The organism is Spiroplasma sp. SV19 (genome assembly GCF_030060925.1).
Lineage (GTDB): Bacteria > Bacillota_I > Bacilli_A > Mycoplasmatales > Mycoplasmataceae > Spiroplasma.
Genome location: NZ_CP045455.1, coordinates 690,716 through 716,885 on the forward strand (window position 1 = coordinate 690,716; position 26,170 = coordinate 716,885).

The 26,170-nt window shown below is 29.1% G+C and carries 22 protein-coding genes; 2 read left to right on the plus strand and 20 right to left on the minus strand.

Going from position 1 to position 26,170, the window contains the following annotated elements; genetic code table 4:
* Positions 1-54 precede the first annotated feature (54 nt).
* Together coaD and E7Y35_RS03370 are read left to right on the plus strand one after the other, a co-directional pair.
* Positions 55-477 carry a pantetheine-phosphate adenylyltransferase gene (gene coaD / locus E7Y35_RS03365; RefSeq protein WP_283272936.1) on the plus strand — a complete coding sequence of 141 codons (423 nt, stop codon included), beginning with the start codon at positions 55-57 and terminating at the stop codon, positions 475-477.
* Positions 478-496: 19 nt separating this feature from the next.
* The gene (locus E7Y35_RS03370; protein ID WP_283272937.1) at positions 497-1,285 is read left to right on the plus strand and encodes an SDR family NAD(P)-dependent oxidoreductase; all 789 of its coding nucleotides are present in this window, start codon (positions 497-499) and stop codon (positions 1,283-1,285) included.
* Between the two features lie 57 nt (positions 1,286-1,342).
* Here E7Y35_RS03370 and E7Y35_RS03375 read toward each other — a convergent pair whose 3' ends face one another.
* The 20 genes from E7Y35_RS03375 to pth form a co-directional block, all read right to left on the minus strand.
* On the minus strand, positions 1,343-2,626 hold the full coding sequence (locus E7Y35_RS03375; RefSeq protein ID WP_283272938.1) for a glucose-6-phosphate isomerase: 1,284 nt from the start codon (positions 2,624-2,626) through the stop codon (positions 1,343-1,345).
* Between the two features lie 59 nt (positions 2,627-2,685).
* Positions 2,686-3,024: a S1 RNA-binding domain-containing protein gene (locus E7Y35_RS03380; RefSeq protein WP_283272939.1), complete on the minus strand. Its 339-nt coding sequence runs from the start codon at positions 3,022-3,024 to the stop codon at positions 2,686-2,688.
* Positions 3,025-3,125: 101 nt separating this feature from the next.
* Positions 3,126-5,129, minus strand: a complete 2,004-nt coding sequence (gene topA, locus E7Y35_RS03385) for a type I DNA topoisomerase (protein WP_283272940.1) — start codon at positions 5,127-5,129, stop codon at positions 3,126-3,128.
* Positions 5,130-5,212: 83 nt separating this feature from the next.
* Positions 5,213-6,793, minus strand: coding sequence for a hypothetical protein (locus E7Y35_RS03390; protein ID WP_283272941.1), 1,581 nt, complete (start codon positions 6,791-6,793; stop codon positions 5,213-5,215).
* A 240-nt stretch (positions 6,794-7,033) separates the two neighbouring features.
* Entirely contained in the window at positions 7,034-7,882 is an 849-nt protein-coding gene (locus E7Y35_RS03395; RefSeq protein ID WP_283272942.1) for a hypothetical protein, read from the minus strand.
* Between the two features lie 10 nt (positions 7,883-7,892).
* Positions 7,893-10,580, minus strand: a complete 2,688-nt coding sequence (locus tag E7Y35_RS03400; protein ID WP_283272943.1) for an endo-beta-N-acetylglucosaminidase — start codon at positions 10,578-10,580, stop codon at positions 7,893-7,895.
* 1 nt (position 10,581) lies between these two features.
* Positions 10,582-11,457 carry a hypothetical protein gene (locus E7Y35_RS03405; RefSeq protein WP_283272944.1) on the minus strand — a complete coding sequence of 292 codons (876 nt, stop codon included), beginning with the start codon at positions 11,455-11,457 and terminating at the stop codon, positions 10,582-10,584.
* Positions 11,447-12,154 carry an ABC transporter ATP-binding protein gene (locus E7Y35_RS03410; RefSeq protein WP_283272945.1) on the minus strand — a complete coding sequence of 236 codons (708 nt, stop codon included), beginning with the start codon at positions 12,152-12,154 and terminating at the stop codon, positions 11,447-11,449. The genes E7Y35_RS03405 and E7Y35_RS03410 overlap by 11 nt, the downstream gene beginning before the upstream one ends.
* Before the next feature lie 2 nt (positions 12,155-12,156).
* Complete coding sequence (locus tag E7Y35_RS03415) at positions 12,157-12,912, minus strand: hypothetical protein (protein WP_283272946.1); 756 nt, start codon at positions 12,910-12,912, stop codon at positions 12,157-12,159.
* Positions 12,913-13,774: 862 nt separating this feature from the next.
* A complete protein-coding gene (locus E7Y35_RS03420) occupies positions 13,775-15,616 on the minus strand; it encodes a hypothetical protein (RefSeq protein ID WP_283272947.1) in 1,842 nt (613 codons plus the stop codon).
* Positions 15,617-15,966: 350 nt separating this feature from the next.
* Positions 15,967-16,899, minus strand: coding sequence for a carbamate kinase (gene arcC / locus E7Y35_RS03425; protein ID WP_283272948.1), 933 nt, complete (start codon positions 16,897-16,899; stop codon positions 15,967-15,969).
* A gap of 24 nt (positions 16,900-16,923) precedes the next feature.
* Complete coding sequence (locus tag E7Y35_RS03430; protein ID WP_283272949.1) at positions 16,924-18,414, minus strand: YfcC family protein; 1,491 nt, start codon at positions 18,412-18,414, stop codon at positions 16,924-16,926.
* Between the two features lie 38 nt (positions 18,415-18,452).
* The gene (gene argF / locus E7Y35_RS03435) at positions 18,453-19,457 is read right to left on the minus strand and encodes an ornithine carbamoyltransferase (protein WP_283272950.1); all 1,005 of its coding nucleotides are present in this window, start codon (positions 19,455-19,457) and stop codon (positions 18,453-18,455) included.
* Positions 19,458-19,495: 38 nt separating this feature from the next.
* Positions 19,496-20,695 carry an arginine deiminase gene (locus E7Y35_RS03440; protein ID WP_283272951.1) on the minus strand — a complete coding sequence of 400 codons (1,200 nt, stop codon included), beginning with the start codon at positions 20,693-20,695 and terminating at the stop codon, positions 19,496-19,498.
* 370 nt (positions 20,696-21,065) lie between these two features.
* Positions 21,066-21,941 (minus strand): hypothetical protein, encoded by an 876-nt coding sequence (locus E7Y35_RS03445; RefSeq protein WP_283272952.1) that lies wholly within the window; start codon positions 21,939-21,941, stop codon positions 21,066-21,068.
* 640 nt (positions 21,942-22,581) lie between these two features.
* Positions 22,582-23,319 (minus strand): M60 family metallopeptidase, encoded by a 738-nt coding sequence (locus E7Y35_RS03450; RefSeq protein ID WP_283272953.1) that lies wholly within the window; start codon positions 23,317-23,319, stop codon positions 22,582-22,584.
* 110 nt (positions 23,320-23,429) lie between these two features.
* Entirely contained in the window at positions 23,430-23,528 is a 99-nt protein-coding gene (locus E7Y35_RS03455; protein WP_283272954.1) for a lipoprotein, read from the minus strand.
* A 447-nt stretch (positions 23,529-23,975) separates the two neighbouring features.
* On the minus strand, positions 23,976-24,722 hold the full coding sequence (locus E7Y35_RS03460) for a hypothetical protein (RefSeq protein WP_283272955.1): 747 nt from the start codon (positions 24,720-24,722) through the stop codon (positions 23,976-23,978).
* A 1-nt stretch (position 24,723) separates the two neighbouring features.
* On the minus strand, positions 24,724-25,608 hold the full coding sequence (rsmI, locus tag E7Y35_RS03465; protein ID WP_283272957.1) for a 16S rRNA (cytidine(1402)-2'-O)-methyltransferase: 885 nt from the start codon (positions 25,606-25,608) through the stop codon (positions 24,724-24,726).
* Positions 25,598-26,167, minus strand: coding sequence for an aminoacyl-tRNA hydrolase (gene pth, locus E7Y35_RS03470; protein ID WP_283272958.1), 570 nt, complete (start codon positions 26,165-26,167; stop codon positions 25,598-25,600). Before pth ends, rsmI begins: the two co-directional genes overlap by 11 nt.
* Between the last annotated feature and the right edge of the window lie 3 nt (positions 26,168-26,170).

Below are 26,170 nucleotides of genomic sequence, written 5' to 3' on the forward strand. Positions count from 1 at the left end.
GCACATTTTTTCAGTTAAAATAATAAAAGCATTAAAAAGGATGTGAAAATAACATTGAAAGCAATATTTCCGGGTAGTTTTGACCCTATTCACGATGGGCATCTTAATATTATTAAAAAGGCCAGTGTTCTTTTTTCAAAATTATATGTTGTTGTGACCAATAACTTAGAAAAAACAGGACAAACAGACATTAACATTCGAGCAGCAAAAGTTATTGCGCTATGTCAAAAAATTAATCCCGACATTGAAGTTGTTATTAATGATCAAATGTTAACTAGTGATTTTGCAAGAAAATTAGAAGTTAACTATATTATTCGCGGATTACGTAATAATAATGATTTAAAATATGAAATGGAATTAGCCTTTGCTAATAAAAAATTGAACGAAAACCTTGAAACAATCTTTTTTGTTGCTGATTATGGCTTAACTGAAATTTCTTCTACCTTTTTAAAACAAATTGAACAACTAAAAAAATAATAATAAAGGAGATACTAAAATGAAATTAAATAACATTAAAAATGTCTTTATTTCAGGGGCAAGCAAGGGAATTGGCTTTGAATTAACAAAACAATACTTAACAAATCATATTAATGTTTTTTGTGTAGCACGAAATACAACTCCAATTGCATCATGAGCAAAAGAACAAAACCTAACAACTTATTTACAAACATTTAATTGTGATTTAACCCAAATTGCAACAAACAGAAATTTAATTTCTGAACTTAACAAAATTGATTTTGATATTATGATCAACAATGCTGGTGTTAGTGTTTTTGGAATGTTTGATACAACTAATATTGATGATGAACTAAACTTAATTGATTTAAATATTAAAAGTTTACAATTTATGACTAAATACTTTTATTTAAAATATCATAAAACTACCACTGAAAAAAGAATTATAAATCTAGCTTCGACCGCTGCCTTTCAACCAGGACCATTACACGCTACTTATTTTGCCTCAAAGAGCTATGTTTTAAATTTTAGTTGTGCTATAAATTTTGAACTACAGCAACAAAAGGCTAAATTAAAAGTTATTACATTATGTCCGGGTCCAATTGCAACTGATTTTTGAACTACCGCCAACTATCAAAGCAAAAAACTGCCCCCTGGCAGTATGAGTGTTACTAAATTTACTAAAATTGCTTTTAAAAAAATTAATCAGACAAAAAAAGACATTGTCTTAATCGGTAATAAAAATAAAGTTAATGCTTTTTTAGCACGACATTTACCACGCAAAATAATTTTAAAACAAGTTTATAAAATACAAAAAGCTGGTTTATAATTTAAAAACAACTTTAAAAAATAAAAAAATATTGAATTTCAATATTTTTTTATTTTGTTATTTCGAATCTTTTCCTAGCAAATCAAACATATTTTTTTTATAGATTTCAACACCAGGTTGATCAAACGGATTTATTTTTAATAAATAAGCTGACATTGCACAAGCTTTCATAAATCAATATGATAAATAACCAAACATTTTGTCATCCATTGACTCAAATTCCAAAATAATATTAGGAACATGTCCCACTTTGGTGTGAGCGGCAATAACACCTTGGATTGCAATTGTATTGACCTCATGCAATGTTTTTCCTGCTAGATAGTTTAAACCGTCAAGATCTTGCTCTGCTTTGGTTAAAGTAAGATCTAATTGTGGTTTTTTAATTTCAATAACTGTTTCAAATAAGATGTTTTTAGTTCCTTCTTGAATAAATTGACCAAGAGAATGTAAATCTGTTGAAAAAATACATGATAAAGGTAGTAATCCTTTTGAATCTTTTCCTTCTGATTCTCCGAATAATTGTTTCCATCATTCAGTAATCATCTGCATTTGTAGCTCATAACTTACGAGCATTTCAGCTTTATATTTTTTTTCGTGATACAAAATATAACGCCCAACAGCATATTTATAGGCATGATTAGTTAAATCATCAATTAAAGTGTCTTGGTAAGCTTGTTGTGCTCCCTTCAAAACATTATCAATGTCAATGCCACTTACGAGCATTGCAAAAACTCCAACCGGAGTTAAAACCGAATACCTTCCTCCAATATCATCAGGAATGACAAAGGTTTGATATCCTGCTTCATCAGCTAATGTTTTTAACGCACCTTTGTGCTTATCAGTAATGGCAACAATTAATTTTGCCGCTTTTAAAAACCCTTCTTTTTTTTCCAAAAGCTCCTTACACAGACGAAATGCAATCGCTGGTTCTGTTGTTGTTCCTGATTTAGAAACAACACAAATTCCAAATTTCTTATTTTGAAGATATTGTAAAACTTGTGCTGTATAAGTTGAAGACATTGTATTTCCAAGATAAATTACTTGAACTTTTTGTTGACTATATAACCCATTAATCATTTCAATGGCAGCACGAGCACCAAGATAACTCCCACCAATTCCAATTACTAATAAAACATCAATTTCACTAGCTAATTGTTTTGCTGTTTGTTTCATTGTCGCAAGTTCTGCCTGATCATAAGTATTTGGTCAATCAACTCAACCTAAAAAATCACTTCCTAGGCCAGTTTTATCATGAATCATATGGTGAATATCTTTAACTTGTCCTAAATACTTTTCGAAAACAGCTTCACTTAATGCATTAGTAAAATTTACTTTGATCATTTGAATAATATTGCCTGCTTTCTATCTAAAAATCCCTTTGTTTATAAAATATAAACGTTTTATTTACTTGTTAATGAAGTAACTTTTTCGCGCAAAGGTTGAAAACCTGCTCCTGTTTCTTGAATTTGACTATTGTTCTTTTTCAACAATTCAGGTCGACAGTTTTTGTAACTTAATTTAACTTGTTTTTTAACTGGGTCAAAATCAAGTACTTCTACTTCAACATTGTCCCCAACATTAACAAATTCTTTAATATCTCTTACAAAGAAATCAGAAAATTCACTAATGTGGATTAATCCTGCAGCGTTTTTAAGCTCACAAAAAGCACCAAATGGTGTAATGTTTGTTATTTTAGCAATAACTTTACTTCCTTTATCATACATAATAATTAATCGCATCCCCTTTCTAAAACTGTATCAATTATACCGCTATAACTATGAAAATCATTTTCTAAATCAGAAAATATTTTTTGACTTTATAGAAAAAGGATTATATTACATTATTTTAATAAATTAATGCGATACAATCCATTATTTTCATTACTATCTCCAATATTACCATCTTGGTCAGCTTTCTCTTCCTTATAAGAATCAGTATAATGACAATTTGGATAATTAGTACATGCCTTAAAACGTTGACGACGTTTATTAAATTTTAAAATAATTTCCCCAATTCCGCATTCAGGACATGGACCAAACTTAGGACCCGTTTGGTGAATGTAACGACATTTGGGAAAACCAGAACAGGCAATAAATTTACCGTATTTTCCATAACGATATACTAAATCACGACCACATTCAGGACATTCAATCCCCGCTTTTTCAACCGGAATTTCTTCCATTAATTCCATTGCTGCTTCAATTCGTGGTTCAAATCGTTCTCAAAATTCTTTTAATAATGGTTTAGGCTCTGCTTCACCATGCGCAATAATATCCAAACTTTCTTCAATTGTTGAAGTATATGTTTCATTAATAATATCATTAAAGTACTCTTGCAATTTATCACTTGTTAAAATGCCTTTTTCAGTAGCTTTAATAGCTTTATTTTCTACAATAATATAACCACGATCTTTTAAAGTTCGCATAATTGGAGCATAAGTTGATGGACGTCCAACACCAATTTCTTCTAATGTCTTAATTAATTTTGCCTCAGAATAACGACTTGGTGGTTTTGTAAAGTGTTGAATTCCAAATAGTTCATTTAAGTTAATAACTTGGTTTGGTTTTAACGCCGGCAATTTAGCAATTTCCTCATCATCATCTAATGCTGAGCATTTTAAAAAACCATCAAATTGGATTGTGCTTCCAGTCATTCGAAATTCATAATTATTGTTATCTAAAATAATTGCTTTGCTTAGTAATTTCGCATTAGCCATTAAACTAGCAAGAGCACGATTATAAATAATTTTATATAAGCGTAATTGATCACGACTTAAATATTCTTTTGCTGCATCAGGGGTCATCGTTAAATCAGTTGGTCGAATTGCTTCATGGGCATCCTGCACATTTTTTTTATTTTTAGCTGGTGTTTTAACTTCCCCTAAATATTTTTCGCCAAATTTAATAGTAATATAATCAAATGCATCTTGAATAAATTTATCACTTAATCGAATTGAGTCTGTTCGAGGATAACTAATAAATCCAGTAATATTATCTTTTACCTTAATTCCTTCGTATAGTTGCTGTGCAATTAAAGAAGTCTTATTTGAAGCAAATCCCAATTTACTACTTGCTTCTTGTAACATTGTTGATGTTGTATGTGGATTAGGAGATTTTCGTTGTTTTTCTGTTTCCTTAATTTGAACAACAACAAAATCCTTTTTTAATGCTTTTTTAACTTTTAAAACATCAGCTTCCACTTTTAAGTCAATTTTTTCATCATTAAATTTAGTTAATTTAACAACCGCTTTTTTATATAGTCCTTCTACAGTTCAATATTCTTCTGGAACAAAATTCTGCCATTCTTTTTCTCGCTCTACAACTAATTTTAACGCAACAGATTGAACTCGTCCCGCCGATTTTGACTTAATCTTTTTTTGCAATAATTTACTTAAACGAAAGCCAATAAAACGATCAAGAATTCGCCGTGCTTCTTGCGATTTTACTAAATTCATATCAATATCACTCTGATGATTAAAAGCTTCTAAAACAGCATCTTTTGTAATTTCATTGAAACGAACACGACGTGATTTCTCATTACAATTTAACACTTCATTTAAATGATATGCAATTGCCTCTCCTTCACGATCGGGGTCTGTTGCCAGAACAACTAAATCTGCAGCCTTCGCTTCTTGTTTTAATTTTTTTACCAGTTCTTTTTTCCCACGTTCCATCTTGTAAGTTGGTTCAAAAGTTTCAATATCAACACCAAGACCATATTCACCCTTTGTTGACAAATTTCGAATGTGTCCTTCCGAAGATAACACTAAATAACCATCACCAAGATACTTTTCAACTGCCTTTGTTTTTGTCGGGGATTCCATTATTACCAGCGTATTCGCCATTTTTTTCTCCTTTAATTGGGTAATATATTACAATAATTATTATACATAATATTTCAAAAACTATTTAAATTTATTTTTTCAAACTAAAATAAATTTCGAACCTTATTAATAATCATATTAATGACATCAGTAACACTTGGAACTGTAAAATAAAGAATCACAATAACCCCAATTAATAATAAAATACTGCCAATAATAGTAATACTAATTCAAAAAGCTTTAACATTAAACTTTGAGCGAATTACAACTCCAATTTGTTTTTCATCAATTTTCTTAATACGACTTTTCTTTACTTGATAAAAATTATCAATTAATTTATCATATTGTTTTTGTGTAAGACCAAATTTATCCATAACTTCAAATTGCCCCATTTTACTATGTCCAAATTCATCAAATATTTTCTCATAAATTTCTTGCGCTTGAATTTTTCCCGTTAATGTCTTAATTGTGTAATTCTTATATGTTCCCAAAATTGGTGTTGTATCATAAACTCCCTTTGCAGAATTATTTTTTAAATCTCATTCGGATGCATCAGTTATTGGTTCAACTTTTGTTGGGTCTAAATCAATTACCGGTGCATTTGTATCAAAAAAATCATTTAAATCTTCAGCAAAAACATTAACTGAATCATCCTTATTATCCGTTTCACTAACATCGGGCATAGTTGGTTCAATAAATTCTGCATTATCAAAAAAGAAACTATTTTCATTATCATGGCCATCAGCAAAATGATTATCAAAATCATCATCAAAACTAAATAAGTCAAGATCATTATTTTCTGATAGTAAATCTAATTTTGAATCTAATTCAGGTTCAGAAACATCTTTCACTTCTGGTTCATTCTTTGCATTTAGAACTGTTGTTGCTTCATTTTTTAGTTTGTAGTCATCATCGGCGTCTAATGGTGTTTCTGGTAAAATAATTGTTTCTGCACTAGTTATGGTTGGTATAACATCTTCTTTTTCATTACGTTTTTCTCAAGCATCAACTAAATTTTTATTTAAAGCCTCAGCCTCTTTCAAATGACGAAGTGAAGTATCTAATGTATTTTTTAATTCACTGTACTCATCACCATTTGTTTTTGACCAATTACGGTTACGACTAATAAACTCATCTAAAATTTCAGAAATATGCACTGCTCAATTATATTCTTCTTCAACACTAAGAGAAGCAACAGGACGACGAAAATCATTATAATTACTTTGGTTCCCTGGTGGGCGAGTATTATAACGCGGTGGATAATAATCATTCAAATGTTGTTGGTTACGATAATCATATGGGTTGTCATAAACTGGCGGATATGTGGCATCACTTCGGTACATCAAATTTGAGGACGAATTAAGATTTGAACTCTGATTAATGTTTTGTGAAAGATTATAATCTGATATGTTTTGATAAGGTTGACTTTGATTTAACCCCTGTGGAGACTGCTGCTGTGGGGGAATTGGTTGTTGAATTATTGGTGAATAATGGTACTGTGCTAACAATGGGGGATATAAATTTTGTGGTAGGGCATACTGCACTACTGGTGGGGGAACAGGATATGGATAAAATGATGAATATGGATATTGATATGAATAATAACTAAAAAAATCAGGATTATGATGAATCCGACAATTATTATGACAAGTTTTACTATGACCCTTTTTTATATTTCCACCCATATAATTATTCACCCTATTCGCAATTTAATCGCTTATATTAATTATAACATAAAAGTCACAAAATGGCATTCGTTAGTCCCGAATGGGATTACGTTTTAATTTTGGGAGAAATAAAAAATAAGGGATACCCCCATATAATTAGTTTATTGAGAAAAAATTAATTAAAACTCCCTCCACTGCTTCTATTAGTATAACTATCATATTTAATGAACAAATTTAAAATAACACCATTAAAAAACCCTACCTTTTAAATCCACTAATAAAAGCAAAATATGATCCAACACTAATTGTACTAATAAAAATTAGGGTTCCAAAAATTGGTTGATAAATTGATGTAAATGCTAAACTTCGGTCAACAGAAGGCACAATTAAGAAAAAACCATTGGGATTTTGATCACTTTGTGTGTAAAATATATAAACAATTCAAGTAATATATTTTTGTGGAATAAAATAACCAATAATAATTGCTGGTGTTGTTGTTGCATAAGATAAATCAATTAAAAAATCACCAAAAAGGAACGATAAAATAAAAACTAAAATATTAATAGCTTGGACTATATAAATATTTTTTAATGACCCCGCAATTAAAAGTGCTAAAAAGAACATTATTAAAATATTTAAAATTATTCCAAAAAGTCAACCAAATCATTGTGAAAATAATGCCATAAAATTAAATCAATTTTGGACAATATGTTCTTTATGGAAAAGATCAATTAAGAATAAATAACCTAATATTAACCAAATAATGACAAAAGTAATAGTAAATAAGACAATTAATAAAGCCGCCATAAACTGAATTTTATTTAGCCCAAAATTTTTTAAATATTTTAAAAAAACTGAATCTCGTCATTCACAAATAATAAATGATCCTAAAAATAACAAAAACAAAGCTGGAATTAAAGTAAATGATGAAATCATAATATAACGATTTGTTTTTAACATTTGTTGATATCAAAAGAAATAAACAAAAGTAATTAAAATAATTGGGGCAACTATCATATAAATATATGTTCGTGATGTTTTTAAAATTGTTTTAAACATATAACTAATACAACGATTGAACATCTTATAACTTTGACTAATTTTCATCAGTTCCTCCTTATGATACCCGAACATTAAAGACAAAACCTGCCGAAGCAATATTATCATCATAAACTGGTTTAATCATTAACCGAATTACTTGGTGGGTACTTGTTAAGTCTTTTAAAAAATAATAATTTTGCGTTGTCTCACCTACCCGATATCATTTATTATTTGCAAAATAATATATTGCATAATAATTAAGATTATCTACATTTTGACTTTCTCAACTAAAACGAAGATTAAATCATTCTTTGGTTGAATCGTGGCGCTTAATAGCATATTCAACTGCTGGTTTGTTAATATTAATACTATCAGTTTTCTTACTTGTAGCAGTTGTAATGTTAAATTCACCAATGTTAAATTTAAAATCTTTTTTTTGTGGTCGGATTTGTAATCCAATTTTTGAAATCCGATTTGCCTTAGTAATATTCGCAACTTGGCTTAAATCAAATGATATTTTTACTCATCCATCTTTTAATTGCTCAGTTTGAGTTGGACTAAAAGTTTGCCCAGAAGAGACCCCTGTTGTCTGATTAGTTGTTGTAACTCAAAAATTAACTTTAGCATTACTATTATTATTTGAACCATCATGATAAATAAAATTAACTTTATGCTGATTACTAATTAAATTAGTTCCCATAATATCTCAATCATAAACTTTACTTTGATCTCACTTTGCTGGTAAGACTTGTCCACGGGCATCAAAACCACTACCAATTGCAATTGAATTTCCCTTCTTATAAACAGTATCATAATCATAAACCCCAGTAATCTCACTAATATTTAAGGGTTGATCTTTTTTTGTTTCATCATAAATTTTCCATTGATAAGTTGGCAAAATATCTGTTAATCGCCGGTTTGTTCAAGGATAATCATTTGCCACAACAGCATTGCCTTGCTCATCACGATCAACAAACTTAATTCCACTTCCCATAGAAAAATTAGTTGTCTTATTCAAAATTTGATTCTCATCAAATAATGTTGTTCTTTCGCGAACTAAACTACCAACCCCAAAACTAGTTGAATTATAACCATTGTTAGATTCATAATCATAAATATTTTGTTTAAGAAAATCATTAATTGGTCCCTTATTATTTACTTTAATTCGTGGGTCAGCCGCAAATGCTGCCGCAGTAAAGTCAACCTTCGGATCTAACTTAGAATAATCATTTTGTAACCTATTTGCTTGCAAACCAATATCCTTATCACTAATAAAGGTATTTGTTCCTGAGTAATGGATCATATTAAATAAGTTTGAAACTTGGGTCGCAAAAAGAAATGCTCTTACTTCATCATGTAAACCTTGTTGCTTAATTCAATTGTAAGCATAACTTCCAAAAATAGCGGTTCCATTATCCATATATGATGAGAAACTTGTATAAACATTGGGATTAAATGTTGGTCTTCCCGCGCTTGCATCTAACGCATAAGCTAACTGGCGAAAATCATATGTCCCATAATATTTTGCATTTGTTCATTCATCAATCATTGTATATAAATCAGCTGGGCGATAATTTGGATTTTCTTTTAAAAATAGACTGGTTTTATCAGGTGTTTCTCCAAAATTTAATTGCACTTGTGTTGGGGTAATAACCCCATTTCGTGAATAACCACTCTTTGTCATTTTAATGGTTTCTGCATCATCATAACCAGTTGTACTTTTTGAAACAGTTGCATCATTACGATAATATATTATTTGTAATTTTTTAATATCAGGATCTGTAGATATCCCTACCTTATAGTTAAATTCTTTTAAAATTTGATACATTTCATTATAATCTAAAATTGTTCCATTTGGAGAACTACCATTAGCCTCATTATTAATAAACCATCCATCAAAGCCATTATATTTTGCAATTTTAATTAAGATATCCACAATTTTATATGTTCCATCTGAATTACGTGCTAAAAAATCTTTTAACATTTCTCGTGTTAATCCATGATAACCATCTAAAAAAACATTACCATAAATTGGAGTGCCATTAATATGGGCCGCATCAATTACATCAGCAGGAGGAGGAATAATTGGTCCTTCAAACCATGAACCTGATCAATTAACAAATTCATTGACATATTGTCAATTTAAGTTAGTATTTTCAAAAGGATTCTTTGTTCCAACAATTGTGTTATCAAAAGTTCGATGTTTCCGTGATGAAAATCCTAACTGATTATAATTAACATTAGTATTTTGTTGTATTGAATTAACAGTTGCAACAAAAGCGCGTTGTTGTAAAGGAATTTGCGCTTGATTATATTTTGCATCATAATCTGTTGCTGGGTCTCAATTTAAAATTGAATTAAGACGTAAGTACTTTTGAGCAGCTGAAGTAATCCCAAAATCAGCAGCATAATTACCATTTGGCATAAAACCTTTATTTAATGGAACACCTGTCACTGCTTGTTTTCGAATATTTTGATCTCATTGAAAGCCTGTGCTAAATTTTGAATAATCTAAATATGAATTTAAATGTTGCGGATTAACTGTTCCTAAGTCAACTTGGTCATTTTTTGTATTTAAAATATTTTGTGAATTCTGATTATTAAATAAAATCCCATCACCATATTCGGAACTTCCTCAATTAAAATTAGGTAAACTTTTTAAATAACTACTACCATCAAGATTGCCAATCGTACAAGCAACAGTTAAAGTAACGGGGGTTGTTATTAAAGTCAATAAACCTAAATAAGTAAATAGTTTTTTCATATTATTTTCCTTTCATTCCTCAGTTAAAAAAATGTTTTGCTAAATATCCAAATAAACCACTAAAAACAATCATACCAAGTAATGGCTGTCAAAGACTAGTAAATGTGATATAAGATACCGTATTGTAATCTTGAATAATTTGACTAATTCCTAACGGATCAATAAATTGATAAGATGTAATTAACATATTAAATCAAATAAAGTATTTGCCTGGACATAAATATCCAATTATAATAAAAAACCAGTTATGATTAGTAATTGTTGGTTGAATTATTACATCCGAAAAAGTGATAAAGAATAAGGTAACAATTGCTAAAATTGCAAATGATAAATTGCGACTTGGCAATGCTGTTGCCAAAAAAACATACAAAACGGTTAGAAAAAAAGTAAACAAAATAATACCCAAAAAATATAATGCTCAAATGAATGGTCTAATATTTGACAATAAAGCCATTTTAAAACCAAAAATTGGAATTAAGGCATACAAATTATATAATGCAATATTTAATAAAATTGAAGTAGTTGATAATATTAAATTTAATAAGAAAATAACAAAAATAACATTATATTCATTTAAATTAATTAGTTTAATTCGTTTTAAGAAATTCTTTTTTCGTCATTCTAGTAAGTATGTTCCCAAATAAAAACTACTAGTAAAAACCGAAACAGATAAAAAATTAATTAAAATTGGCGGTAAAACAACATAATAACTATAAGTATTTCAAAATCACGAACAAATAGCTGATAAAATTACTGAAAAAATAAAAACAAACATATATGTGCGGGGATTTGTAAAAATAGTTTTAAACAATAAATTGTTAGTCTTATTTAATTTTGAAAATAATGGTTTAAGATTTAATTGCATTTTATGCTTCATATCCAACAACATCTTTAAAGTAATTAACTAACATCTTTCGTAAACTACCATTATTTTTAATAATTTCTGTAATTGATTGGTCACTATAAATTTCTCCATCTTTTAAAAGTAACACCCGATCACAAAGTAACTCAACTTCTTCTGGAGTGTGTGAAACAATTAATAAATTAATTTTTTTCTCCTCTTTTCAACCTTTTAAAAAATTAACTAGTTTAATTTGCATTTTTAAATCTAATCCCGTAACTAATTCATCCAATACTAAAATTTCCGGATCATTTAAAATTGATAGAAAACAATTAAAACGTTGACGTTGTCCACCAGACAAAGCTGAAATTTCTTTCTTCAACAAATTCTTTAGTTCAAAAACATCAATTAACTTTTGTCCTTCATCAGTTTCTAAATAACCCCGTCCTTTATAAAATTTAATTAAATCCATTGGCGTTGTTCCAGATGGTCAATAACCATCTTGAAATTGAACACCAATTGTTTTTTTAACTTTTTCATGTTTATTGTTAACAAACATTACCTTCCCACTTGAGGGTTTTAAAACACCTGAAATAATTTCAACCAAAGTTGTTTTTCCACTTCCATTGGCGCCTAAAAAAGCCACTGATTCACTTTCCTTAATCTCTAAATTAATATCTTTTAAAACATTGTTTTTACCATAATGCTTACTAATATTTTCTAAAATAATCATTGTTAATTTCCCCTCCCAAGTACAATTGTGTAAACTTTATCAATCATATTTGTCATCACACTATCAAGTTTTAACTGTGGTTTTATTTTTCCAGCGGCAACTGGGTCAGGACCTTTTCATCATAAAGAGTTACCGTCTTTGTCACGAGGAACTAATGATCCAAAAACATAAAAATCAACATCAACCGATTTTTCAATTGTTCGGCCTAAATCCTGAATTCAAATTTTTGCTCACTGAAAATAAAATCCGGCCTGAAAATACTTCATAACTCATAAGTTCAAGTACTCATTTGGACTAATATTATTACTTGAATCAATAATTTGATTAATTGATAATTCAATAAAATATGAACGCAAACTTAAGGCCATAAATTTTTGCATATCATATGAGAAGACAATTTTTTGTTCAATATAATCATTAATTTCATCCAACGGAATCCCAATTTCATCATAACCCGGTTTCCCAATGTTTTTTTCAGCTGTATCTCGATATTTATAATATTCATCACGATAAAAACTATAAAAACCATCCATCATTTTATCATTTGTTACAACAATTTTTTGTTGGGTGTCATTATATAAAAACTGTCAAATTTTTAATTGACTGAAGTTTTTTGCTGGTCAGCCACGACTTGGTTCCACAATTTGTTTTAAATCATTTGATGTTTTAAAAGTATTATTTGTAAAAAAATTAATAATACTAGCAAATGGAATTATTAAAAATGAACTTATTAAAATAGTTCAAAAATATTTCTTCATAGTTTTTTCTCCTTTTGTAAAAAGTGCATCAATAATTTATAGACTGTTCATACTGAACTATTAATAATTATTACAAAAAAAAAAAAAAAAAAAAAGCAAGACTAAAACTTTGTTGAGGTAAAAAATCACATGCTTCCTTACTAAAAATCCAGACACATAACTAACTTAATTATTTATAGCATATTTAAAATGATAAGAAGATAAAAAATAACAAAGCAAGGATAAAAATTTAATAAATATGATCAAGACTTAAAAAATCAAATTATACAAGATTTCTATCTTAGTCATTATTCATACAATCTAATATCAATAAAATATTCAATTCCAATTGGAACATTAGCAACATGAATTAGTCATTCAAAACGAACAGAATATTTAAAAGATGAAAATGTGTAAAAACCACCCACATTTAAGACCACTAAATTCTTTAAGATAAATCTAGGAGGTTTAAAATGATAACAAGTATTATTAAAAAAACAAATTATATAAACTACACCGTGGATTTAAGAAATGATATGGGTAAGTTGAAGCAAATAAAGAAACAAATTATATTTATAATAATTGGATAAATTATTATAAAAAGGAAAACAAGCATTTTATAATTAATTAAACAAAATTAAAGAGTTTTTAAAAAAATTCGTATAGTTTTGAATGATTTAAAAAACATTCAACACGGCCAAAAACAATTTATTATGTCTATGATAAATCTTACAAAATAAAAGTAGCACAAATGATTAAAAATTATTCTCTTTTAAAAAGAAAGTAATTTATTTGGACAAAAAAGCCAATTAATTAAATTCGCATAACATTTTAATCTAATTTATAAACGATATATTAACAAAATATTTATAAAATTATTATTCTAATTAATCACCGCAATCGCCCACATATTCGAAGCATCAGTACCAATGTACAACGAACCATTCGGAGAAAACACCATCGAACGAATTCAATCATCATTTAAACTCGCAAACTTCGTCACCACACCATCAGCAGCAACTGCCCACACATTCGAATTACGAGTCCCCACATACAACGTACCATCTAGTGAAAACACCATTGAAATAATTCAATTATCATTTAAGCTCGCAAACTTCGTCACCACACCATCAACAGCAACCGCCCACACATTCGAATTACGAGTCCCCACATACAACGTACCATCCGACGCTAAAACAATTGAACCAATTCGGATATCATTCAAACTCGCAAACTTCGTCACCACACCATCAACAGCAACCGCCCACACATTCGAATTACCAGTGCCCACATACAACATACCATCCGACGCTAAAACAATTGAACCAATTCGGATATCATTCAAACTCGCAAACTTCGTCACCACACCATCAACAGCAACCGTCCACACATTCGAATTAGCAGTACCCACATACAACGTACCATCAACAGCACGAACCATCGAAAAAATTCAACTATCATTCAAACTCGCAAACTTTTTATGTGTTTGTAAAATAACTTTAATTGGTACTGTATATCCAGTAATGACCTTACTTGTAGAGTTTGCTGTAATAACAATTCAAACTTCATCAGAACCACTAGCCAAATTAAGTGACTGATATGGCCCTTCATTTTCATCAGCATACAAATCATAATAATAATCAACATTTAATTGTGCTTTATCATTAATTGGCTTAATAGCTGCTTGCACAACCGCATCATAAACTTGCCGAATATCACTTTCCGTCACTTTTTCTGGAGTTGGCGCTGCAAACAATTCCGGACCATCTAATGTTTTAACATCAGCAATACTTACTTTTCCTTCCCCCAAAGTTGGTAACATAACTGACAAATAAGGCGAATTATTAATTAAGAATTTACTATTTTTGAACGCTGTAATCATCACTCAAATTTCAACCCCATTTGTTGTTAAATTAACCGGTTGATAAACAGCCCCTGAGTTATTTGCAAACAACTGATAATCATAATCAGCAAAAGTTGCCCCTCGAGAATGACCCGCAACTTCTTGAAAAATTAAATATTTTAAACTACTTTTAACTTCTGTTCCTTGCACTTGCTTTGGATTTATTGCATTAATCATCATCGGACTTGCAATTTTCGTAATTTGATTTAAATCAAAAGTAACAGGCTGGGTTGCACGATGCAAATACAAATATAATTGTCATCCCCCAATACCAATCCCCGTAAAAAGTAACACTAAAATAACACCTAACAAAATAAAAATTCTTGTTATTTTTTGATGACGTTGTTTGAATCTTATTAATGATGTTGTTAACCCCTGGATAATTTGTTGTTGGTTAGCATTCAACTGTGCAATTGCTTGTGTTACATCGTTACTATCATCATTAATAATCATTTCACTTTTTTGTTGCGAGGCTACTGACATTAATTGTTGATCAAGATTAATTGTTCGATTTTGAACAGCAGTTAAAACACTTGATGGTAATTTAATTACTCCGGTTTGTAACAACTGTTTAGCATCATGATTTAAATGCGATAAATCGTGGTGAAGAAAAAAACCATATAGTTCATCATCATGTTTAATTAAAGCAAAAGGCAAAACATCAGATGCAACAGTTGCTTCTTCATCAATGATAACTTGATAAAATTCAACGGTTTTCAACAATTCCGGATTTTTTGCTTTAATTGATAACATAATCTTTTGAAAAATATTTTTACATTTCTCACACAACTTATTATAGTTCAAAATAACTTTATCATTCATTTTTTTACCTCTTTTTAATTAGTAAAATTAATGCTAATCCTCTTTCTTAATTGTTGTTTAAATAATTCATTCTGCCTATGATATTTTAATAAATAATAGTTTCATAACTAACTCATATTTTACTAAAAAAAAAAAAAAAAGCAATTGGTCCTAATAATCAAAATTACAACTTGCTTTTACAAAATTATCAGATGTGTACCCCTAAATGAGGACAAAAATTAAATTAGAACAACTTTTATATCTTATATTATTACTATAATAAGAGATAATTCCCCTAAGTTCACAGTTTCTTCTCATAAATTTACAATATAAAAAAAGTATTTTTAAAAATACTTTTTTTATATTGTAAATTATTTTTTAATTGTTGTTCCCGCTTTCCCAGCTAGAGCCGCTTTTGCTTGTGCTAATTCAGCAATAATTGCAACTTTTTTATCATCTAAACTTGCAAATTTCATTGCTGCTTGCACTTTTGGCAACATACTACCTGGGGCAAATTGGTTTTCAACAATGTATTTATCCGCATCGGCTAATGTTAAAATATCTAAAGTTTGTTGATCCGGTTTGCCATAATTAATGGCAACTTTAGCAACCGCTGTTAAAATCATTAATTTATCAGCTTTAATCAGTTCTGCTAATTTTGCACTAGCAAAATCTTTATCAATTACAGCAGGAACACCTTGATAACCACTATCAGTTTTTACAACGGGAATTCCCCCACCACCAACAGTAATAACAATATGTCCATTGTTGATTAAATCTTCAATAATATTTTTTTCAACAATGTCAACAGGTTGTGGGGAAGCAATCACTCGCCGTCATCCGCGTCCAGCATCTTCTTTAACAGTAAAACCATTTTTTGCTGCTAATGCTTTAGCTTCTGCTTCGGAGTAAAAAGCACCGATTGGTTTTGTTGGATTATTAAAAGCATGATCTTTTTGATCAACTTCCACTTGTGTTACAATTGTCACAACGTTTTTATTAATTTTACGTTTATTCAATTCATTTAAAATTGCATTTTGCAAATGATATCCAATATAAGCTTGCGACATTGCACCACATTCGGGAAACGGCATCATTGGAATTTTATTATTCACATGTGATGCCTCATCAAAAGCATTGTTAATCATTCCAACTTGTGGTCCATTCCCGTGGGCAATAATTAATTCATCACCATTTTCAATAATATCAACCATTGCTTTTGCGGTATCTTTCACAATTTCTTGTTGTTCAGTGGGGGAATTTCCTAAAGCGTTTCCCCCTAACGCAACAACTATTCTTGCCATAAGTTTTTACATATCCTTTCTTTCTTAGAATCAAGGCCCAGTATTTGAAATTGGTAATAAACTACCAACTGCCAACAAGACAATTGACCCAACTGTAATTCCAACAAGTAGTGGTCATGATGCTTTAATAAAGCGATCATATGGTACTTTTGAAATTGATAATGCTGCCATTAAAATTGCACTAGTTGGTGAAACTAAATTAATAATTCCATTTGCAAATGAAAAGGCAGTAATTGTTCCGGATGCTAATCCCGTTGATACTCCATTAGCAACTGGTCCTAAAATTGGAAAGACCGCTGTTGCAAATCCTGAAGTTGAAGGAATTACAAACGAAATAATTAAGAAGAAGAAGAACGCCACCATAATAAAGCCAGTTTTTCCTAATGATGACATTGGTGAAGATAATCCACTAATTAATTTACTTTGCATTCCAGTATTTGTCATAATGAAACCAATCCCAGCTGCAAAGGCAATAATTAAACATACTGATAAAATATCAGCTGATCCACGAACAAAACTATTAACATAGTTTTCTTCTCCTTTTCAGTTAATTAATGCAATAATGATTGATGCAATAAAGAATAAGGCAGAAATTTCCATAAAATATCATTGTCCTAATGTAGCAAAGAAATGGGCAATATATGGCGCATGTTTGCTAACTAATTCAGTAAAATCAGCAAACACTGGTATTCCAAATTTATCCCACCCAATTAAGGCAAAAATCATTAAAACAAAAGTAATCATAAAAATAGCCATGATTGCTTTTCGTTTTTTATTATATTCAGGTAAATCAGCTGCAATTGCAAATTCTGCTTCATAAAAATCTTTTTTATCAAACAATGGTGATTTCCCTGGAGTACGACGAACTCGTAGCGCATATCAAACAACGAAAGAAATTCCTCCTGCTGTTAATAATAATCACGATACTACTCTTCAAACAATTCCTGTTGATGATGTTAAATCAGGAACACCAGCATTAGAAACTGCAATTTGTACTACAAATGGGTTTAAAGTTGACCCAATACATCCAATTCCAGCTCCTAGTAAAATTGTCATAACCGCTGTTAAGACATCAAAACCAGCCGCTAATAAGACAGGGATAATAACAGGATATAAAGCAATTGTTTCTTCTCCCATCCCATAAGTTGTTCCTCCAACTGAAAATAAAAACATTACAATTGGAATAATTCAAATTTCGCGGCCTTTCATTTTTGCTACTAACCGACCAATTCCAGCATCTAATGCTTTTGATTCAATAACAATTCCTAAGAATCCTCCCAGTACTAAGATAAAGACAATAACATCAACTTTATCCTTAAATCCTTCCATTGGAGCTAAAAATAAGTCAAAAATCCCAGCGGGTCCTCCGGCATGTGTTTTTCCATCTGCTCCGGTGTAAGACCCTGTTGTTCCTGGAATTCAAGAAATAATAATAATTAGCAACGTAATTCCCAATAAAATTGTGAATGCTGTTGGTAATTTAAATTTAAACTTTTTTTTATTTTTTAAATCCATTTCTGCAACCCTTTCTGAATTTTATTTTTTAATAAATTCTAGCCACGAATTGTTGCTAACATTACTGCTTTAATTGTGTGTAAACGATTTTCTGCTTCTTCGAAAACACGTGAATATTTTGATTGAAATACTTCATCAGTAACTTCTAATTCACCCGTTCCGCCAAATTGTTTAATCACTTGTTGAGCAGTATCAGTGTTAGCATCGTGGAAACTTGGTAAACAATGCAAGAAAATAACATCTTCTTTTGCTTGTTTTATTTTTTCCATTGTTACTTGGTATGGTGTTAAATCTTTAATTCTTTGACCTCACACTGATGGGTCTTCTCCCATTGATACTCATACATCAGTTGCAATAGCATCAGCATCTTTTGCTGCTGTTTTATGATCTTCAGTCAAAGTAATTGAACCACCATGTTCTTTTGCAATGGCTTCAACTTTTTTTAATAATTCTTTGTCTGGTCATAAATCTTTTGGTGCACAAGCAACAAAATGCATTCCTAATTTAGCACTAACAACCATATAACTATTTGCCATATTAAAACGTGAATCTCCAAAGTAAACAAATTTCATCCCTTTCATGTTACGACGACCTTTTTCTTCTTGCAATGTTAAAATATCAGCTAACATTTGTGTTGGGTGAAATTCATCAGTTAAACCATTTCAAACTGGTACTCCTGAATATTTTGCTAAAGCTTCAACATCAGTTTGTTTAAAACCACGGAATTGAATTCCATCAAACATTCTTCCTAATACTTTTGCTGTATCCTCAATTGATTCTTTTTTCCCCATTTGACTACCACTTGGTCCTAAATAAACGGGGTGCATTCCTAAATCAAATGCTCCTACTTCAAAAGCACATCTTGTTCTTGTTGAATCTTTTGCAAATAACAAAGCAACAGATTTACCAGCTAATGGTTTTTGTTCTGTTCCGGCATATTTTGCATCTTTCAATTGTTTTGCTAAATCCAATAAATAATAAATTTCTCTTTGTGTGAAATCTAATAAAGTTAAAAAACTTCTTCCTTTTAAATTTACAGCCATATTATTTTTTCTCTCCTTTTAAATGTAATATTAATGTTTTAAATGTCTTCTCTTCAAAGTGGCATTGACATACAACGAGGTCCACCACGTCCTCGTGATAATTCCGATGAAGCAATGACATGTACTTTAACTCCTGCTGCTTTTAATTCTTCAACCGTAATTGGATTACGTGAATAAGCAATTACTTCACCAGGACGGACTGTAATGACATTTGTCCCATCATTTCATTGTTCTCTTGCTTGGGCAATTGGGTCTTCACCACCACATTTAAAAATGTGTACTGGTTTACCAATTTCTGCTGATAAATAATCTTTAATTGTTTCTTTAATTTCTGTGACCCCATTTTTTGTGATCTCAAAGATTTTAAATTCACCCATTGCTTCAAAGATTAATGGATGAGCAATAAATTTATCATAATCAATGTTTGTAAAAACAGTGTCTAAGTGCATAAAGGCACGATTTTTTGTTTTTAAATCTAATGCAATTACTTTTTCGTAACTAACTGAATCATTTTCGATCAAATTTTTTGCCACTTTTTTAATTGCTTCCATTGAAGTTCGTTGTGATGCCCCAATGATTAATGTTTTTTTATTTAAGACTAAAATATCTCCACCTTCTAAAGTTTCTTTTTCATCACGACTATATCAATAATTAATTTTATCTTTAAAACGTGGATGATGTCTTAAAACAACATCAGAAAATAATGTTTCACGATTTCTTGTTACCGTAAACATTTTGTGAATAGTTACTCCATTTCCGATTGATGCAAATGGATCACGTTGAAATAAAATATTTGGTAGAGGATCAACCGCTAACGGATAATCATCAGTTATTTCAACTCCTAATTCATATTTTGTAACTCCTGCAATCATTTTATTAACAAGAGCTTGATTATCTAATTTATCTAAATAAGTACGTAATTTACTAATGTACTCTTCTTTTGCGCCAGATTCTTTTAAAAATTGTTCTAACAAATCTTGCCGCATTTTTGGATTAGTTTCTAAAACTTCAGCAACTAATTTTTCGATGTATAAAACTTCTACACCTAAATCTTTTAAAACTTTTGCAAAAGCATCATGCTCTTGTTGTGCAACTGCCAAATCTGGTGTATCATCAAACAATAATCTTTCTAACAAATCTGGTGATAAATTAGCTAATTCATCGCCAGGTCGATGTAATAAAACGGTTTTTAATTCACCAATTTCTGAGTAAACATTAATACCATATTTTTCTGCCATGTTACATTTCCTCTTTCTTTCTACATTAACATTTAATAAAATACTCTAAGAATGAATATCTTATTAAAAAACTTTACAAAATAAATATGTAAAAGAAGTAAAAAACAAATTGTTTTTAAATATACAGAAGGCTTATCAAGTTGTAATATTTTAATATCATTTAAATAAATATAATTTTTTTGTATTCGTTATTCTCCTAGCACAATATATATTTATTGAACAATATGACTTTTACATATTGCAAAAGTAAGGATGCTCCCATACTTTTTATCTTTATATGTCTATAATATACCTTTAAAATAAAAAAACAAGTATTTATAATCTTTTATTTAACATTTAGCAAAAAAATATCAAAAAAACAATAAATTTTTTATTGTTTTACAGTATTAATAATATTGGTTGAAGTCAAAATATTCATTAATAAATCATGTAAACACTGAATAATTTGTACTAATGGAACAACTTTGTTTCGATAATCTGCTGTTTTTTGGGCAATTTCTAAGCGTTTTTCTGGCGTTAAACCAATAACAAACTTGTGATAAGCTTCTACTTCTTCAACAATTTTTGCTTTATTAAATTCTGGTAACTTAATTTTCCCTTCATTAAAATCTTTTTCAATTTTATCAATATTTTCTAATTGAGCTTTTAATTTTTCTTCCTCTTGGTCAACTGAAAATTCAGTTAAAACGATATCACGTTGTAAGAATAATCCTAATTGATTTACTAAATTCCAAATTTCTAACGCATCACTTGCTTGATCAATATCTTCTAAACATTTATCAAGGGCTAAATCTAATCCTTTAATTTCCTCATCATAAATTTTTGTTAATTCAACAACTTCTACTTTCATCATATCCACGAAAAGTTTATTTAGGTCAACGGGGCTTGATTCTTTGGCACTAACCATAAAATCATTTAAAAAACGAGGTAACGGAATAATTGCATTAAATAATTTACTTACTTCAATTAAAGTTGTCACTTTCTTTTGATCAACTTCTTCTGGTTTTTTGTCTTGTAAATATTCATTTCTAATATTATCAAATAAAGGCTTAATTTCTGTTTTAACAAAATTAAATAAATCTTCAAAATTGGTTTTAAATTTAGCTCCTGCCAAAAATGCTTCAATTTTTGGATTTTTTTCTGCGGTATCTTTTTGATAATCTGCTTCAAAAAGATTAATATATTTTGTTAAATAATTCATCATTCCTTTTTCAACATCTGCTCAAAAATTATTCTGTTGTGTCATAATCATATCCCTCTATTTCTATAAAACACTATGTACATCAATTTTACCGTAAAATAAGAATTTATGCCATTTTTATTTACCTTTTATTGAATTTAAAATATAAAAAATGGTATTACTTTTTAAAATAACACCATTTTTATTTAATTTTGATAGTTTAAAATAATATTTTCTCTTGAATAATTGGGTTAAATTCTGTTCTTGCATCAGTAATATTATTGCAAATTGGTTTTGTCAATGGTTTTAAAGCGCTAATAGTATTTTTAATCTCTGCAGTTAGTTTTATTCCCCATTCATCAAAGAATCGTGTTAAATTATAGCCGATTACTTGTGAAGCTATTTTAACAAACTCTTGTATTTTTTTGTATCAGTATTAAAACGAATATCTCATTCAGGAACTCCACCATTATTAATTTGACGATATGTTTAATTTAATAATGGATAAAAATTATTACCAAATCCCATGTGTAATTGTCAAAACATTCCTAGTCTAATTTAGTTCCCAGAGTCACCACTAAGCTTATTAAAATCTTTTTTCGCATTTGGTTGTGTTAAATATTTTTTAATTGCTTGTTGTCTTTCGCTTTCATTATAAATTTTTAATTAAATCCCTAACTTTTGTTGAAAATATAAGGCACTAATATTATTTAGTAACATCTACTAAATAATTTCATTTATATTGTAGTGTTTGATAAGTATGACCAATTTCATGCCACAATCCTCACTGATCTGTCAAAGCGTTTAAAAATAAATCTTTACCTACCCCAGTACTATTTTGAAACATTATTCGGCCATGACTAGCATTGACATAACCACCACTCTGATCTTCGTTGACAATATGAATATATTGAGAATATTTTTTGTTAATATTTTTATTCTTTTCATTTAGACCATAAAGTTCATTACTTCAATTTCAAACATTATCTCAATGGCTTAATGTCACATTGAAAGAATGCTGTAACCAAGGTATAACGACATTCTTAATCATATCTGTTTGCATTGTCGCAAGATAATAGTTAGAAACAAATTCAACAAATGATGATCTTGTTGTCTTAACTTGTTTGATAAATTCCGTTTGATTTGTTTTATTTACTTTAAAAGTTGGTATTTTAATAGCACCTTCTGGTTCTTCTGATCTCACACCAATTACTTGCAAATCTGTCTGATTACTATCAACAAGATAAAGTACTCCAGCAGTACTTAAATAAAAAGTAATAAAGTTACTTTTTGTTGAAATTACAAAATCACTAAAAACATTATTTTTATTTTTGTTAATATTTTTGTATTGTCCTCATTGACCAATTGATAGTTTAATATTTCCTAATTCATCGTCAGTTAAATTACGATTGAATATAACTGTATAAGTATTTTTTGCTTGCAAATAATATCTTGTTGGTTTAAAAGAAAAGTGCCTAAATCAACAATTTTCTCTATTTCTAGCTTCATTTGCTGAAACAAAATCAATGTTTTGAGCATTATTTTTACTAAATTTTAAATTATTTTTTTATCATATGAACTTGCAGCAATCACGGTTGGAACACTACCCTCGATTATAACGATTGTTCCTAATAGACTTATTAACTTTTTCATTATTTTTTCCTATTTTCATTTCAGTTTTATTTATTTAAAATTTAAAAAACTAAAATAGTGGTGGAATATTTTCTTTTAAAAGTAAGAATAACCACTGAGTATGTAAAAAATTAACATAACTCTTCATCTCAATTTTTTTAAATAATTGATATTTTTACCAAATTATTTAAATCCATAATCATTTTTATTAATATAACAATGATAACACTTTTCCTTTTAAAATTACATATATTCAACCATTATTTTGCAACAACAAATATTAATAACCACCGCTGAATATTATTTTAGAATTAAAAAATAAAAGACTGATTTTACTTTGTCTTGCCAGAAAGATTCATTTATATCTATTTTGTTGGTTATTACCACCAACCACTTATTTTATTCGGTTGTGTGTTACTTGCTCATTAATTAAATTAAAAGCAATTGCTAAAAATGTTAGTTCTCTTGCTATGCTCTAATTTTAGCGCGATTAACTAATAAATTATTTAAATTAACAATAATTGAAACTAATAAGGCAATAATTAAACTTAAGACAATTAAATACAAAATGTAATATTCTGGTTTACGAAAATCTTGAAAAAAATATGGAACATAATAATTTTTCGCGGGAGCACTATAGTTTCATAATTTTTCATCAATTGGTATCAACAATAATACTGTTTGTCGTAAAGCAATAAAAATGGTGTAAAAAATAGGATGAAGATAAAACTTATATAATTTTCGAACATAAAAATCACGATGATTAATTAATTTTTTCTCAAACCTAGAACAAAAATAAATAATAAAAATAATTGGACAAAGTCAATGTTGAAAAACAGTACTAATCCAATAAATTACAACATTATTTGAACTTGCCGTAAATTTTTGTCCTGTAATTGCTCCAATCACACTACCAATTGTAAAAAATAAAAAAGTTAACAATGCTGCAAAAACAATGTATAAAACAAAAAGATGGTTTGTAACAAAATGGCCATATCTTTGCTTGGTAAAATAAATTAAACCACCTAATGCAAATAACAAAATTAATAAATCAGTTTGAACACTTCATCAACTAATAAAATACCATGAATAACTTAATCAATTTAATTGATAATGAAATAAACTATAAAAGTAAGTTAGGGTTAAAATAATAACTTCTAAGCCAAAAAGAATACTACAATAAATTAAATTTTTAATCTGTGGTGTTTTTGACATATTACTCCTTATAATGATGATATTTATTATACAAAATATTTTTACTAATTTGATATTTGCTAGCAACAAAATCAATTGCTTGCTTAACCCGATAATTTTCATTTTTAATTAATTGATCAATCTCATAAAATAAAACTTCATCAGCAATTACCGCTTTTGGTTCCGCCGTAAACCCATCAACAACAATCACATATTCACCAAAAGCAACATTTTCTTTGTCCACCAAAAATGTTAAAACTTCCTGACAAGAACCACGATATCATTGTTCATGAATTTTTGTTAATTCCTTCCCCACTGCAATTTTGCGATTACCAAGTATCGTTAAAATTAGTTTCAATGTTTCTAACAAACGATGTGGGGCTTCATAAAAAATAATTGGGTATGGTAACTTAGCAATTTGTTCTAATTCATTTATTTTCTTTGTTTTAATTTTCTCTAAAAACCCAAAAAATAAAAAATGTTTTGGATTAAGACCCGAACTAACAATTGCATTCAACGCAGCATTCGCGCCACTAATTGAAACAACATCATAAGGATACTCTGTTAAAATTTTATGTACAGCATAATACCCTGGATCACTAATTAAAGGATAGCCAGCATCGCTAATAATCGCAATTGATAAATTAGCTGTTAAATCATTCACCATTTCTGTAAAGCGCGTCATTTCATTTTCTTTATTTAATGAAACTAACTTTTTCTTTAACTTAAAATAATTTAATAATTTCAAAGTGTTTCGCGTATCTTCACAATAAATTTTTTGAACATTATTTTTAATAACATCAATTGCTCGTGGTGTCATTTCTTGTAAATTACCAATTGGGGTTGCAATTAAATAAACTTTTGGCTGGTCACTTTTAAAACTATATTGTTTAATTTTATTTGCCATTATAAAGACTCATTAGTTTATCAAAACTATCACCTTGAACTAAGTACTGGGTAACAATCTGAGAAACTCTTTCTAGTAAATCATTATTAATAATTGCTAACTGCTCAGCAGTAAATTTCCCCAACACTCAATTACGAAGGGAGATTTGCTCATGCTTGCCAATTCCTAATTTAATGCGCAAAAAACTCTCACTACCTAACTTGTGAATTAAATCTTTAATACCATTATGACCAGCACTTGAACCATTCTTTTTTAATTTTAAAACATTAAAGGCAAGATCTTTGTCATCATAAATTACAATAATATCTTCTACTGCTAATTTATAAAACTGCTTAATTAATAAAACCGCATCGCCACTTAAATTCATAAAAGTTTGGGGTTGACAAAAAAGAACTTTTTGATTGTTAATTGTTGTTTCTCAAACAAAAGCATTAAAAACACTACGGGGTTTTGTTAAATTAAACTTAACAATCAATTTATCAATTGCTAAAAACCCAATATTATGTCTTGTATAAGCATATTCGTTCCCTGGATTACCCAAGCCCACAATTAACTTCATAGT